General features: G+C 63.2%; 7 protein-coding genes. 5 read left to right on the forward strand and 2 right to left on the reverse strand.

The window, feature by feature from the left end; genetic code table 11:
- Position 1 precedes the first annotated feature (1 nt).
- From I6F12_RS14535 to I6F12_RS14545, 3 genes are all read left to right on the forward strand, one after another.
- Positions 2-790, forward strand: coding sequence for an ABC transporter ATP-binding protein (locus I6F12_RS14535; RefSeq protein ID WP_035997607.1), 789 nt, complete (start codon positions 2-4; stop codon positions 788-790).
- A gap of 95 nt (positions 791-885) precedes the next feature.
- Positions 886-2,724, forward strand: coding sequence for an AMP-dependent synthetase/ligase (locus I6F12_RS14540; RefSeq protein ID WP_225156696.1), 1,839 nt, complete (start codon positions 886-888; stop codon positions 2,722-2,724).
- Positions 2,725-2,805: 81 nt separating this feature from the next.
- Positions 2,806-4,005, forward strand: a complete 1,200-nt coding sequence (locus tag I6F12_RS14545; RefSeq protein ID WP_035997612.1) for an ABC transporter substrate-binding protein — start codon at positions 2,806-2,808, stop codon at positions 4,003-4,005.
- A gap of 188 nt (positions 4,006-4,193) precedes the next feature.
- Here I6F12_RS14545 and I6F12_RS14550 read toward each other — a convergent pair whose 3' ends face one another.
- Entirely contained in the window at positions 4,194-5,309 is a 1,116-nt protein-coding gene (locus I6F12_RS14550) for a lysozyme inhibitor LprI family protein (protein WP_035997615.1), read from the reverse strand.
- A gap of 177 nt (positions 5,310-5,486) precedes the next feature.
- On the reverse strand, positions 5,487-6,218 hold the full coding sequence (locus tag I6F12_RS14555; protein WP_036021290.1) for a transglutaminase-like cysteine peptidase: 732 nt from the start codon (positions 6,216-6,218) through the stop codon (positions 5,487-5,489).
- Positions 6,219-6,946: 728 nt separating this feature from the next.
- Here I6F12_RS14555 and I6F12_RS14560 point away from each other — a divergent pair.
- Both I6F12_RS14560 and I6F12_RS14565 read left to right on the forward strand, forming a co-directional pair.
- Positions 6,947-12,247 (forward strand): VCBS domain-containing protein, encoded by a 5,301-nt coding sequence (locus I6F12_RS14560; protein ID WP_225156697.1) that lies wholly within the window; start codon positions 6,947-6,949, stop codon positions 12,245-12,247.
- Between the two features lie 142 nt (positions 12,248-12,389).
- Positions 12,390-14,621, forward strand: coding sequence for an adenylate/guanylate cyclase domain-containing protein (locus I6F12_RS14565; RefSeq protein WP_225140965.1), 2,232 nt, complete (start codon positions 12,390-12,392; stop codon positions 14,619-14,621).
- The last annotated feature ends 112 nt before the right edge of the window (positions 14,622-14,733 follow it).

The following is a 14,733-nucleotide window of genomic DNA, read 5'->3' on the forward strand; positions in this document are numbered from 1 at the left end:
GATGGATGCCGCTGCGCCCCAGGATATCATCCTCAAGCTCTCCAACATCGAGAGCTATTACGGGCCGATCATGGCGATCCGCGGCATCTCGCTGGAGGTGCCGCGCGGGCGCATCGTCACGCTGCTCGGGGCCAACGGGGCCGGCAAGACCACGGTGCTGAAGACCATCTCCGGCATCCTCGATCCGCAGAAGGGCGCGATCGAGTTCATGGGCAAGCCGATCCAGCGCATGGAGGCCGACCGCATCGTGCGGCTCGGCCTCAGCCACGTGCCGGAGGGGCGCGAGGTGTTCCCGTTCCTTTCGGTGCGCGAGAACCTGATGATGGGTGCCTATCCGCGCAAGGACCGGGACGGCGTCGCGGAGGACATGGAGCGCGTCTACGGCTATTTCCCGCGCCTGAAGGAGCGCATCAACCAGCCGGCGGGCCAGCTCTCCGGCGGCGAGCAGCAGATGCTCGCGATCGGGCGCGCGCTGATGAACCGGCCGACGCTGCTCTTGCTCGACGAGCCCTCGCTCGGCCTGTCGCCGCTGCTGGTGAAGGAGATATTCACCATCATCCGCCGGGTCAACGAGGAGCAGGGCATGTCGATCCTGCTGGTCGAGCAGAACGCCAAGGTGGCGCTGGAAACCGCCCATTACGGCTATGTGCTGGAGATCGGCCGTATCGTGATGAACGATACCTGCGACCGCTTGATGCATTCCCAGGACATCCAGGAATTCTACCTTGGCGCCAAGGAAGCCGGCGCGCGCGGCGAGCGGCGCTGGAAAAAGAAGAAGACGTGGCGGTGAGGACGAGCTGGCAGTAAGATGAGCTTGCCCAACGTTGAGCAAAGACCGGCCGGCAAGGCAGGCAGCGGAGGGAAGGCGATAAGGAGGAGAGGTGCATGGCCCGACCGGCGGTGCTGACGGTCGCTGATACGATCGCGAAGAGCTTCTTGCGCGCCGCCGAGACGCGGGGCGACAGGCCGGCGATCCGCGAGAAGAAGTTCGGCATCTGGCAGCCGACGAGCTGGCGAGAATGGCTGGAGATCTCCAAAGAGATCGCCTACGCGCTCCGCGCCGTCGGCTTCATGCCCGGCGAGGTCGCCTCCATCATCGCCAATGCCGTGCCCGAATGGGTTTATGCCGACATGGGCATATTGTGCGCCGGCGGCGTCTCTAGCGGAATCTATCCGACCGATTCTTCGTCCCAGGTCGAGTACCTCGTCAACGACTCCGCCACGAAGGTGATCTTCGCCGAGGACGAGGAGCAGCTCGACAAGATTCTCACCTGCCGCGCGCGATGCCCCAGCTTGCAGAAGATCATCGTGTTCGACATGGAAGGCCTCAGCGGCTTCTCGGATGACATGGTGATGTCGCTGGACGAGTTTCGCGCGCTCGGCCGCAACCACATGGTCGGCCGCGAAGCGCTGTGGCAGGAGATGATCGACAGCCGCAGTGCCGGCGATCTCGCGGTCCTCGTCTATACGTCCGGCACGACCGGCCCGCCGAAAGGCGCGATGCACGCCAATCGCAGCGTCACCCACCAGATGCGGCACGCCAACGACTTCATACCTGCGCGAGAGGACGAGAACCGGCTGGTCTTCCTGCCGCTCTGCCACGTCGCAGAGCGTATCGGCGGCTATTACATCTCGGTCGCGCTCGGCTCGGTGATGAATTTTGCCGAGAGCCCAGAAACCGTGCCTGACAATCTGCGCGAGGTGCAGCCGACCGCCTTTCTGGCCGTGCCGCGCGTCTGGGAGAAGTTCTATTCCGCCATCACCATCGCGCTGAAGGATGCAACGCCGCTGCAGCAATGGGTCTATCGCCGCGCCATCGGCATCGGCTACCGCATGGTCGATTGCCGGCTCGAGGGCAGGGCGCCGCCGCTATCGCTGCGCATCGCCAACCGCATCGCCTACCTGGTCGCGTTCCGCAACATCCGCCGCATGATCGGACTCGACCGCTGCCGCATCGCGTTCACCGGCGCAGCCCCGATCGCACCGGAGCTGATCCGCTGGTATCTGGCGCTCGGCATCGACATGCACGAGGTCTACGGTCAGACCGAGAATTGCGGGGTCGCAACCATGATGCCCGCGGACAAGATCAAGCTCGGATCGGTCGGCACCGCGGTGCCCTGGGGCGAGGTCGCGCTGTCGCCCGCCGGCGAGATCCTGATCAAGGGCGACTTCCTGTTCATGGGCTATCTGAACCAGCCGGAGAAGACCGCAGAGACGATCGATTCCCGCGGCTGGCTGCACACCGGCGACGTCGGCACCATCGACAATGAGGGCTTCGTTCGCATCACCGACCGGATGAAGGACATCATCATCACCTCGGGCGGCAAGAACATCACGCCGTCCGAGATCGAGAACCAGCTCAAGTTCTCGCCCTACATTTCCGACGCGGTCGTGATCGGCGACAAGCGGCCCTATCTCACCTGCCTCGTGATGATCGACCAGGAGAATGTTGAGAAGTTCGCCCAGGATCACGACATCCCCTTCACCAATTATGCCAGCCTGTGCCGGGCGAGGGAGATCCAGGACCTGATCGGGCGCGAGATCGAGCAGGTCAACGGCAATTTTGCCCGCGTCGAGACCATCAAGAGGTTCTACCTGATCGAGCGCCAGCTCACGCCCGAGGACGAGGAGCTGACGCCGACCATGAAGCTGAAGCGCGGCTTCGTGAACAAGCGCTACGCCGCCGAGATCGAGGCGATGTATCGCGAGCGTGCGGTGGCGTGACGAGTCGGTCCATTTCGAGAAAGCGAAGGAGCTGTGGCCCCGCCCTTCGTGCAATACGGGCCTTTAGGAGAGGAGACGTCAATGTCGAAATCGTTCAGCGCATTCGGCCTTGCTGTGGGTGCCGTGGTGCTCACCTGTCTGCCGGCCGCAGCGCAAACCAAGGTCACCAACGAGGGCATCTCGGCAACCGAGATCGTCATCGGCACTCACCAGGACCTGTCAGGCCCGATCAAGGGGTGGGGCGTTCCGGTCGCGAACGGCATGAAGATGGCGGCCGAGGAGATCAATGCGGCCGGCGGAATTCACGGCCGCAAGATCCGGCTGGTCGTCGAGGACAGCGGTTACGATCCGAAGAAGGCCGTGCTGGCGTCGCAAAAGCTGATCGAGCGCGACAAGATCTTCGCGATGGTGGGGCCGATGGGATCACCGACGGTGCTCGCCGCGCAAGACATCCTGTTCGATGCCGGTGTCCTGCAGCTGTTTCCGCTGACGGCGGCCGAATTCACCTTCAAGTTCGATCCGGCCAAGCCGCAGGAGCGCCTGAAGTTCAACAATTTGCTGCCCTATGTCGAGAGCACGCGGGCTGCGGTGAAATACATGATCGAGTGGAAGGGCTTCAAGAAGCCCTGCATCATGCATCAGGACGACGAGTACGGTAAGAACGTGCTCGATGGCTTCAATCAGCAGCTCACTGCCATGAAGGCGCAGCCGGCCTCGATCACGAGCTACAAGCGCGGCGCCTCCGATTTCAGCGCGCAGATCGCCAAGATGAAGTCAGATGGCTGCGACCTCGTCGTGCTCGGCACCGTGCTGCGCGAGACCATTGGGGCGATGACCGAAGCCAAGAAGCTCGGCTGGGACGTCACCTTCCTCGGGGCCACCCCCACGAACGTGATGGAGGTTCCTGCGCTGGGTAAGGACGCCGTCGAGGGTCTCTATGCTGCCAGCGGCTTCGAGATTCCTTATGAGGACACCGCCAAGGGCAAGGTGAAGGATTGGCTCGTCAACTACAAGAAGATGTTCAACGCCGACGCCAACACGCAAGCCATCATCGGCTACAATGCCATGATGACTTTTGCGTTCTATGCCAACAAGGCCGGCAAGGATCTCACCGGGCAGAAGATGCTCGATGCGCTCGAGTCGGGCGAGAAATTCCTCGACATCTTCAACTCGCCGCCCACCAAGTTCTCCAAGACCGACCACCTCGCCAACACCATCACCCAGGTGCAGCAGGTCAAGGGCGGCCGCTGGGTGCTGGTGAAGGACAATCTGATGTTCTGATGCGGGCTCTCTTGCGTCGAGCTCAGTGTACCCTCTCCCCTTGTGGGAGAGGGTGGATCGCCGCGAAGCGGCGAGCCGGGTGAGGGGTCTCTATCCTTCACGCACGGTCTTGCGTGCGGAGAGAACCCCTCATCCCGCGCGCTTGCGCGCGCGACCTTCTCCCACAAGGGGAGAAGGAAGAGAGAACCCTACGATCCTCCGCCCGCGGTGCCCGAATTCACCGGGGCGAGCTCGTCTTCCCGGCAGCGCCAGCCGTCGGCGGCTTTGACGAAGGCGAAGGTTCGCTGGACCCTCAGCCGGCGCGTGACGTTGAAGACGTCTGCTGGGCGCGTCTTGTTGCCGGCTCCCTGCTGCGGCCGACCCGTCGTGGCGTCCCAGCAGGTGCCGGTGCAGATGGAGGCGATCCTGCTGCACACGGTGAAGGGAGCGAGCACGGCCATTTCGATTTCGCCCGTGACCTGTGCCTCCTGGTCGGTCACCTGGCTGTCGAGCGCATAGACGCGGTTGATGCGCAGGAAGTTGCCGCAGGAATTGGCCGCATGAATCCGCGCGGCGCAGAAATCGACGGCGTCGGCGTCGGGAATGCGGGCCGCGACCTGCCGGCCGAACACTTTTTTGGGATCGCCCTTCGCGGCGCGGATTTCATCTGTCTTGCGCTTCAAATGGTCGGCGAGACAGTCCTCCGCGGATTCCAGCTCCTGCAGCGGCACGTTCTCCTTGCCGACCAGATTGCATTTGCGGTCGCGCTCGCGCGTCCACCGTCCATATTCGGCGAAGGCAAAGCGTGCCGCAGTCGGGTCCAATTTGCCGATCAGGCCGAGCACCTGGCCGTTGAGCTCGGTTTCGGCAAGCGTCAGCGAGGGGTCTGCGCAGATCACCGCGCCCGCAGCAGTGTTGGCCGCAAGGCAGTCGAAATCCGGATCGCGAACGATCGCGGCGCGCTCCTCGGTGACCTTGAGCAGGCACGCCTTGACGGTCTCGAATTGGTCGGGGCGGATCGCGGTCTGGCCGACGATGCCGCAGCTGAGGTTGCGTTGGCGGACCCAGATCGCATTCTCCTCGATAGCGGGCAGGCGATCCGGCAGGCGGGCGAGCCGCTCCTCGATCGCGATGCTCAGCTTCTCGGCGGCGGCGGCAAGCGCGGCATCACCGCAGAACAATTGGTTGCCGGGGTCGCGAATCGGCTGGCAGTTGTTCCTGGCAAACAGCGGCAGCCTGTCGGCGATCGCGCGGTCGGATTGCGCGGACGCGGGCACCGCCGGCAATGCCAGCAGCGCAAGCACAGACAGCACGATGAATCGCATTCCAAGTCGCCCCCGCACGGAAGGCGCCATGCTAGCGTCTGGTCTTGCGCGGTGAAATGGGTTTGTGGGGACGAGCAGTGGAAGGTCTGTAGCCCGGATGGAGTGCAAGCTTAATCCGGGGCCGGTGCGAGTGGTAAGAGTCCCGGATTTTGCTGCGCTCTATCCAGCTACGAACAATCAACGTGCCTCGGCGGCCGCCATCGAGACCTGCACCGGCTCGTCGACATATTTCAGCACGGCCGACTGGTGGAGCACGAACAGTGGCTGATAGCTCCGCGTCGCGTCATCCTTGACCATCGCCATGCGGCGATTGTCCAGCATCAGCCATTGCCCGTCGAGCTTTGCCGCGGCAATTGCGTGCGCCTCGCCGGCCCTGACGTCTCGCACCACAACGATGCGGAGGTCCTCAGAGGCAATTCCCGCCAGCCGCAACGCGGCCAGCTTGGCGATGGCATAGTCCTCGCAATCGCCGGTCCCGCGCGCGAAGGTCGAAAGCGGCGAGCTCCAGACGTCGTCGGTGCCATCATTGGCGGCATGGATGGCGAGATTGATGGCGCGGTTGACCTCGCCGAGCCGCGCGCGACCGTCGCGGGCGCGGGCGTGGTCGACGATGGCGAGCAGCTCGAGCGCTGCCGGTGAAGCGCAATTGTCCCGGTCGCCGTCGCACAGCGCGAGCTGCACCATGTCGTCGTCGAGCTTGTCCTTCAGCACGGACCATCTCTGCTGCAGGCTACCGGACGAGATGGCGAAGGCGAACACGCCGAACGGTTCGGCGGATTTGCGCACGAGGACGCCGGCGCCGGGCGACAGCAGCGTGCCGGCGCGAAGCTCGGCGGCCGATCCGAGCAGGATCAAGCCGCACATGACAAGGATTGCGCGCCAGGCGCGCGAGCGAGCAGCGGTCTCCATCTGACATCCCCTTCCCAGGCTTCACGAGATCCCCCTCGATCTCGACGTGCCGGGCTTTGTTGCTTTCGCGGAGATAGTGCGAGACGGGCCGTTTTGTTCTGCTTAACGCGCCCGGCAGGGGTTCCAAAACCGGGTGACAGGCTGAAATGGGCCTACCCAAATTGCGTAAAATTTTACGATTCGCCGGCTAGGAGGTGTCGCGTTGCCGCGAAATGGAGCCAATTGCAGACACAGGTTGTGGCAGTGCCGAATCTGGGTCCTGTGGCTAACAACCCCCATTTCATGGGGTTCTGTTAGATAGGTCACAGATTTAACTCCGTATTTGCCGCAGGATGCTGCGGGAGCTCGCGAAGGAAAGATGATGAAAGTATCTGCTTCGTAACTATACAGCAGGTTACTTTGGATGGCTGGAAATGCGTGGAAAAAGGCTGAGTTCGACATACGAATATTTGAGGAATTACTTTCACTCCTCTGTCGCGGCGCCACGCCGTGGGGCCTCCTGGGGCCAAGTGATGCGAAATCACACAAGCAATAGATGGTATCGCTAAGGACTTGCTAATGCTATGCAAGCTTAGGCGGTCGATACTTACTTAAATTTTAACCCTTTATACGGTGCCCGGTTGAATTACGCTGGCCAATTTGACGGCGCGATTTCTTTGGACGGCCAGGGTTCCCGCTCGCCCGTCGGGGCAAATATCGATTCTTTTACCGCAAAGGCGAACGGTCACGTGCCCGACGGCGCGGTCGTCGTTCCCGACCCCAATCTGATCTTCAACGGCGAGTTCAAGCGTGCCGGGCTCGACCTTGTGCTGTCCCACGACGGTCATGAGTTCGTCGTTCACGATTATTTCAGGGGCGACAAGCGCGCCGCGCTCGCTTCGCCCGACGGCGCCCACCTCAGCGGCGACGTCGTCAACGCCCTCACCGGCCATGTCCAGGTTGCCCAGGCCGCGCCCGGTGCCGGTGCGGGCCAGGTCATCGGTCACGTCACCAAGCTCGTGGGAAGCGCGACCGCGATCCGCAACGGCGTCTCGGTCATCCTGAACAATGGCGACAACGTCGAGAAGGGCGACGTGGTCTCGACCGGGGCCGACTCGACGCTCGGCATCACCTTCATTGACGGCACCGTGTTCGGCCTGTCCTCCAACGCGCGGATGGTGCTGAACGAGATGGTCTACGACCCCAACGGGTCGAACAATTCCTCGCTGCTCAGCCTGGTCGCGGGCACCATCACCTTCGTCGCCGGCGAAACCGCCAAGCGCGGCGACATGAAGGTCGACACGCCGGTCGCCACCATGGGCATCCGCGGCACGGCGGTGCTGACCCAGATCAACTTCGTCGTTCCCGCCGGCGGCGGCGATCCGCAGCCGCAGGCGAGCTTCCAGGTGCTGGTCGAGCCGAACGGCACGACCGGCTCCTACATCCTGTTCGACAAGGTCACGCTGCTGCCGATCGCGACGGTCAACCAGGCCGGCCAGATGATCCAGATCAGCGGCGGCAACGTCTCGATCACCAATGCACTGATGTCGCCGGAGGTGCAGAAGCTGATCACGGACGTGTTCACGCTGAAGTTCACCGACAACAACACCAACACCAAGCTGACCACGAACTACACCGATACGATCACGCCGTTCGGCTATGAGGTGTTGCTCAAATCGTCGTCCGGCCCTAGCGCCACCGCAACATTCGTCAATCTCAATCCGCAGGGATCGGAGACGCCCACCACCTCCACGCCGCTCATCGTACGCATTCCCGGCCAGCCGATCGCGCAGAGCTTCGACGCGAGCGGCAACGTGAAGACGGCGTTCGCGTTGACGGAGCGTGCGGACACGACCGGCGACACGCGCGCCGACACGATTTCCGGCGTGATCAGGTTCGTCGATCAGAACCTCGGCGACCGGCCGACGGTGAGCATCAGCCTCGCCGAGGCGCCGAACTACGTCTACAAAACCGCGGGCCAGAACGACGTCACCGGCTCCCTCTCGGAGCTCCAGAAGCAGGGCATCGCGGCGACGCAGATCCAGATCAGCGTCGTCCCCGACCCCGCCAACAACAACAACGGCTCGGCGGTCTGGACCTACACGATCCCCGACCACGTTTTCGACTTCCTCGCGGCCGGCGAAACCCTGACGCTGACCTACATGGTCCGCGTCGACACCAATTTCACGGTGAACCCCGAGTCCAGGTTCATCCCGATCACCATCACGATCACGGGAACGAACGACAAGCCTACCGTTGCGACGTCAGGCGGCACCGTCGTCGAACAGGTCGGGACCGGCAACGAGGCGCTGGACATCATCACGGGCACGGTCACCTTCACCGACGTCGATCTGACGGACCGGCCGATCGTGAGCGCGGCGCTCTCGTCCGTCGAGCCGTTCAAATATCTCGATGCCGAAGGCAACGATATCACTGCGTCCCTGACGCCGGAGCAACTCGCGGCGATCGCTGCCGTCAAAGTGCCGCTGACCGTGGTTCAGGGTGCCGGAAACAGCAACAACGGCACGGCCACCTGGACCTACAGCGTTCCCGACCATCTCTTCGACTTCCTGGCCGAGGACGAGAAGCTGATCCTCAACTACGTGGTGCAGGTCGATGACGGGCACGGCGGCGTCGTCAGCACGCCGATCACCGTGTCCATCGACGGTGCGGACGTCAATGTCGAGGGCACCAACGACGTGCCGACGATCGTCGAGGACTCGACGACGCCCACCGGAGAAGTGACAGAGGATACGGCGGCAACCCTGACGGCGAACGGCACCGTCGCCTTCAACGACCCCGATCTCACGGATACGCACACTGCCAGTTACGTCCTGAAGTCGACGACGTCGAACGCGCATCTGCCCGGCTTCGGCAGCGGCACCTCGCATATCGGGACCTTCGCGCTGACCGCGGTGAGCGAGAGTCCGGGTGTCAGCACGCGCGGATCAGTGGGTTGGACCTTCACGCTCAACGACAACGATCCGGTGCTGCAGTCGCTGGCCGAAGGCCAGACCATCACCCAAGTCTACACCGTGACCGTCGACGACCATCACGGTGGCACCGTCACCCGGGACGTCACGGTCACCATCACCGGCACCAATGACACGCCGACCATCACGAGTGATGCAGACGCTGCAAAGGGCAGCGTCACCGAGGATGCCTGCGCGACGCTGTCGATCGAGGGCACGCTCGCGATTCAGGATCTCGATCTGATCGACACCCACACCGCGCAGGCCGCATTCAAGTCGGCGACGTCGAACGCGCATCTGCCGGGCTTCGATGGTAATGCGCCGCTCGGCACCTTCACGATCGATTGCGAGGTCGCGGAGTTCAACACCGATACCGACAACAGCGCGACGCTGGGCTGGCACTTCAGCCTCGACAACGACAATGCGGTGCTGCAATCGCTGGCGCATGGCCAGACCATCACCCAGGTCTACACCGTCACCTTTACTGACGATCACGGTGCGCAGGTCTCCCAGGACGTCACTGTCACGATCAACGGCGCCAACGACGCGCCGACGATCACGAGCGATCCCGAGGCGGCAACGGGTGCGGTTACCGAGGATGACGGCGCCTCGCTGACGACCAGCGGTACGCTGGCGATCCAGGACGTTGACCTGATCGACACCCATACGGCGCAGGTGCAGTTCAAGTCATCGTCCGTCAGTTCGGCTCTGCCGGGATTCGAGGACGACAGCACGAATATCGGCACCTTCTCCATCGGCGCGGTGTCCGAATCCAACGCCGACACCAGCACCGGCGCGACGTTCGACTGGCACTTCACGCTCGACAACAACGATCCCGTGCTGCAGTCGCTGGCGGAAGGGCAGACCATAACTCAGGTCTACACCGTCACCTTCAAGGACAATCACAACGCGACTGTCACGCAAGACGTCACTGTCACCATCACCGGCACCAACGATGCGCCGACCGTCTCCTATGTAACGTCGGACTACATGAACTTCGACGGTGCGACCATCGCGGTCGGCGACGTACCGACGGTCGCCACCGACGACGTGACGCTGGACGGCTGGGTGAACTGGAACGGAGACGCTGCCTCCGCCAGCCAGGTCTTGTTCTACAATGGCAATACCTCGACCACCGGTTTCGGCCTCATGGGCACTGTCATCAGCGGCAAGCTGGAGATCGCGATTCTCGAGGGCGGCGTCGAGATCCAGGATACCGGCTTCGCGCTTACTGCGGGGCAATGGCATAACCTCGCCTTGACGCGTGACGACGGCATCTTCACGCTTTATGTCGATGGCAACGCCGTCTATTCCCACAGTGGCGGCGTCAACGCGATCGCTGGCGCTCAGGAGCCGTCCTACATGATGATCGGAGCGGCGAGCGGCAGGTACGCTCCGGGCTTGGGTACGCAAGGCTTCACCGGCTCGATCGCCGATGTCAGCGTCTGGACCACCGCACTCACGCAGGCGCAAATCCAGTCGTACGACTTCACCGCGCTCACCGGCAACGAGGCCAATCTGGCCGCCTATTATACGCTTGGCGACGGCAGCGGGAGCACGGCCTCCAACACGGTCAACCCAACCAAGAGCCTCGCCATTGAAGGTGATGCGGATTGGGCCAGCGGGACCTCCGGGCCGGGCGGCGCATTTGCCGATCTGACGGAGACCAATGGCGGCCAGCTCTCGCATGGCGTGCTGGCGGTCTCCGACGTCGACGCGACCGATCACGTCACGGTATCGGTCGATGCGGTGCAGGTTAAGCTCGACAACGTGTTGCAAACGGGCAGCGTCGGCGGGCTGTCGCATGCCGATCTCCTGAACTATCTGACCGTGCCGTCCGGCGACATTCTCAACGGCACGGCGACCCACGCCCAGTTTACCTGGCAATTCAACTCGGCCGGCCAGGCCTTCGACTTCCTCGCCGCCGGTCAGACGCTATCGCTGCAATACACCATCGTTCCGTCGGATGCTCAGGGCTTTGGAACTAGCGCGGTCGTGACCATCAACATCACCGGCACGAACGACGCACCGACGCTGTCCGATCTCCACATCGGCCCGCTCACGGACACCGCTGACGACGACACCTTCTCCAATCTCACCGGGCAACTGGCGGGGACCGACGCCGACAGCGGTGAGACGGCGACGCTGACCTATGCCGTCCTCAATTCAGATCACCAGGCGGCCACGACGGTCGCGGGACTCTACGGCTCGCTGACGGTCAATTCCAACGGCAGCTACAGCTACGTTCCGAATGATGCTGCGATCAATGCGTTGGCGGACGGATCGTATGTCGATACGTTCACGGTCCAGACCACGGATATCCATGGTGCGACCGACACGGCAACGCTCAAGGTGAACGTGACCGGTGCGGACGACGGTGCGGGCCCGGTCATCAACACCGAGAGCTTCCAGGTCGAGCACATCACCGAGAACAGCAACGAGATCATTACCGACCTCGTCGTCATGGACGCCGATCCCGGCGCTGCGACGGACACTTTCACGGTCACGCTGTCGACCGCGAATCCGGACGTCAGCCTCGCAAGTGTTTATCCGACGACCGGCACGCTCGAGCAGATCAACACCGCCCTCGCGCAAGGCGCGGGCATCGTCTACGAGCCGACCGGCGCTGATCCCGAGGCGGGACTGCCAGCCACCGATCAGATCACGCTGACCGTTGCCGATTCGGCGGGCCGCTCGGACACGGTGAACTTCATCTTCGTCGAAGGAGCCGAGAGCCAGGGCATGACCCTGCAAGGTACCGCCGGCAAGGACGTCATTTTCGCGACCGAGTCGAGTGATACGCTGATCGGCGGCAGTGCCAAGGATCAGTTCGTATTCGCACCGGCCTCGTCGCAGGATTCGGTTCAGCACACCGTGAATGATTTCGAGTACGGCCTCGACAAGCTCGACCTGCGGCAGTTCAGCGGCATCAGCTCCTTGAACGACCTTGCCCCGACCGCCGCGCAGGATGGCGGCACGTTGCTTACGCTGGATAGCCACGAGACGATCCTGCTCAAGGGTGTCGCCGTCGCGAATCTCCAGTCCAGCGATTTCATCTTCGGCACTCACGTCGGCTAGTGGAAGCAGGCGGCGCTTCCGGTTTGCACCTCGACCGCGGCAAAAAAACCATAATCCTCAGCACTCGGGGAATAGCCAATCGCACGCCGACGCTTCATGATCGGTGCGCCCGGCATGATCTGGGTCAGGAAGTCTGACTGGCATGAAGCGTTTCAAAATCCTGCGGCGGTGGTTTGCGCAGAAGTTCGGCCTTGCGCGACTGATCTGCCTTGCGCTGCTGGTCTTGTTCGCGGGCGCGCGCCTGTGGGATCCGCCGCCGATCCAGGAATTGCGGCTGCGCACCTTCGACATGTTTCAATTGATCGATCCGCGCGAGAAGGCGGCGCGGCCGGTCGTCATCGTCGATATCGACGACAAGAGCCTCACCAGACTCGGACAGTGGCCGTGGCCGCGCACGCGCATCGCCGACATGGTCCAGAACCTCACCAAGAACGGCGCGGTGGCGATCGGCTTCGACATGGTCTTCTCCGAAGCCGACCGGCTCAACCCGGAGCAGGTCGCGAGCCAGATGCGCTATCTCGACGACGCGACCCGCGCCAAGCTGCGTGAGCTGCCGAGCAACGATCAGATCCTCGCCGACGCGATCAAGCGCTCGCACGTCGTGCTGGGCGAGACCGGGCTTCCGGAGGTCTTGTCCGAGCTCGACAAGTCGCTGCCGTTCACGGGGGTTGCAACGGTGGGGGAGGACGGGGCCGAGCGTTTCCTGTTCGAATTCCCCGGCTTGCTCCGCAACGTGCCGGTCATCGAGAGGGCCGCGGCCGGCCGCGGCCTGTTCTCGATCCGGACCGAGCGTGACGGATTGATCCGCCGCGTGCCGATGATCATGCGCGCCCAGGGCAACATCATGCCCTCACTCAGCCTCGAGATCCTGCGCGTCGTCACGGGCACGCCGACCCTGCTGGTCCGTACCGATAAGACGGGCATCAAGTCGATCCGCCTCAAGGGTTTGGAGGTTCCGACCGACAAGAACGGTCAGCTCTGGGTGCACTATGCCCGCCGGGATCCTTCGATCTACGTCTCCGCGGTCGACGTGCTCGACAATGCGGTGCCGCCCACGAGGTTTGCCGGCAAGCTGGTGCTGGTCGGCACTTCCGCGGGCGGCTTGAACGACATCAAGACCACGCCGGTGTCCCGGGCCATGCCGGGTGTCGAGATCCATGCCCAGGTGCTGGAGGGCGTGCTGAGCCGCGCGGTGATCTCGCAGCCGAACTATGCCCTGGGCGTCGAGCTGATCGCGGCGCTGATCATCGGCCTGCTCGTCATCATCTTCACGCCGAATCTCGGCCCCGTCCGCCTCGTGCTGGTGGGCGCGGCCTTCGCGGCCATCCTGATCGGCGTGTCCTGGTTCTCCTACACGCAGCACCGTTATCTCATCGACTTCACCTATCCGCTGCTGTCGACGACCGCAGTCTACCTGACGCTGATCTTTGCGAGCTTCGTGCGCGAGCAGCGCCAGCGCGTGCAGATCCGCGGGCAATTCGCGCAATATATGTCGCCTGTGCTGGTCGAGCAGCTGGCGCAGTCGCCGGAAAAGCTCGTGCTCGGCGGCGAGGAACGCGAGATGACGATCATGTTCTCCGACGTGCGCGGCTTCACCACGATCTCCGAGAGCTACAAGCACGATCCGCAGGGGCTGATCGAGCTGATGAACCGCTTCCTGACGCCGCTGACCGACGTCATCATCGACCGCAAGGGCTATATCGACAAGTACATGGGCGACGCCATCATGGCGTTCTGGAACGCGCCGCTCGACGACGCCGAGCACGAGATCAACGCCTGCGAAGCCGCGATCCAGATGCTCGAGCAGATCGACGAGGTCAACAAGGAGCGCGAGCAGGAGGCCGCCGACGGCGGTCACGTCTATATCCCGCTCAATGTCGGCATCGGTCTCAACACCGGCATCGGCGTGGTCGGCAACATGGGGTCCGACCTGAAGAAGAACTATTCGGTGCTCGGCGACAGCGTGAACCTGGCCTCGCGCCTCGAGGGCCAGTCGAAGGCATACGGATTTCCGATCATCGTGGGCTCGCGCACGGCACTCGCCGCCAAGGAGAAATTCGCGATCCTCGAGCTCGACTTCATCATGGTTAAGGGCAAGACCGAGCCGGAAGTGATCTACGCCATCGCCGGCCGCGAGGACGTGATGCATTCGGCCGCGTTCCAGCGCCTGCGCAACATCACCATCGAGATGCTCGGCTGCTACCGCAGCCGCGACTGGCAGGGCGCCCTGGATGCCATCGAGCGCGGCCGCAAGAGCGAGGACGCCGACACGCTGGAGAAGCTGTTCAGGCTTTACGAGGCGCGGATCAAGGATTTCCAGATCGATCCGCCGCCGGAGGGCTGGACCGGCGCCTATGCCCTGCTGACCAAGTAGTCGTCACGGTCACCGCTCGTGCAGGGTGGGCAAAACATTGCATGCCTACCATATGCAGGTGCATCGAGGTAAGTATGGTGGTGGGACGGCGCTTGGCGCCTCTGCCCAACCA

It is taken from the genome of Bradyrhizobium sp. IC4059 (assembly GCF_020193615.1).
GTDB lineage: Bacteria > Pseudomonadota > Alphaproteobacteria > Rhizobiales > Xanthobacteraceae > Bradyrhizobium > Bradyrhizobium yuanmingense.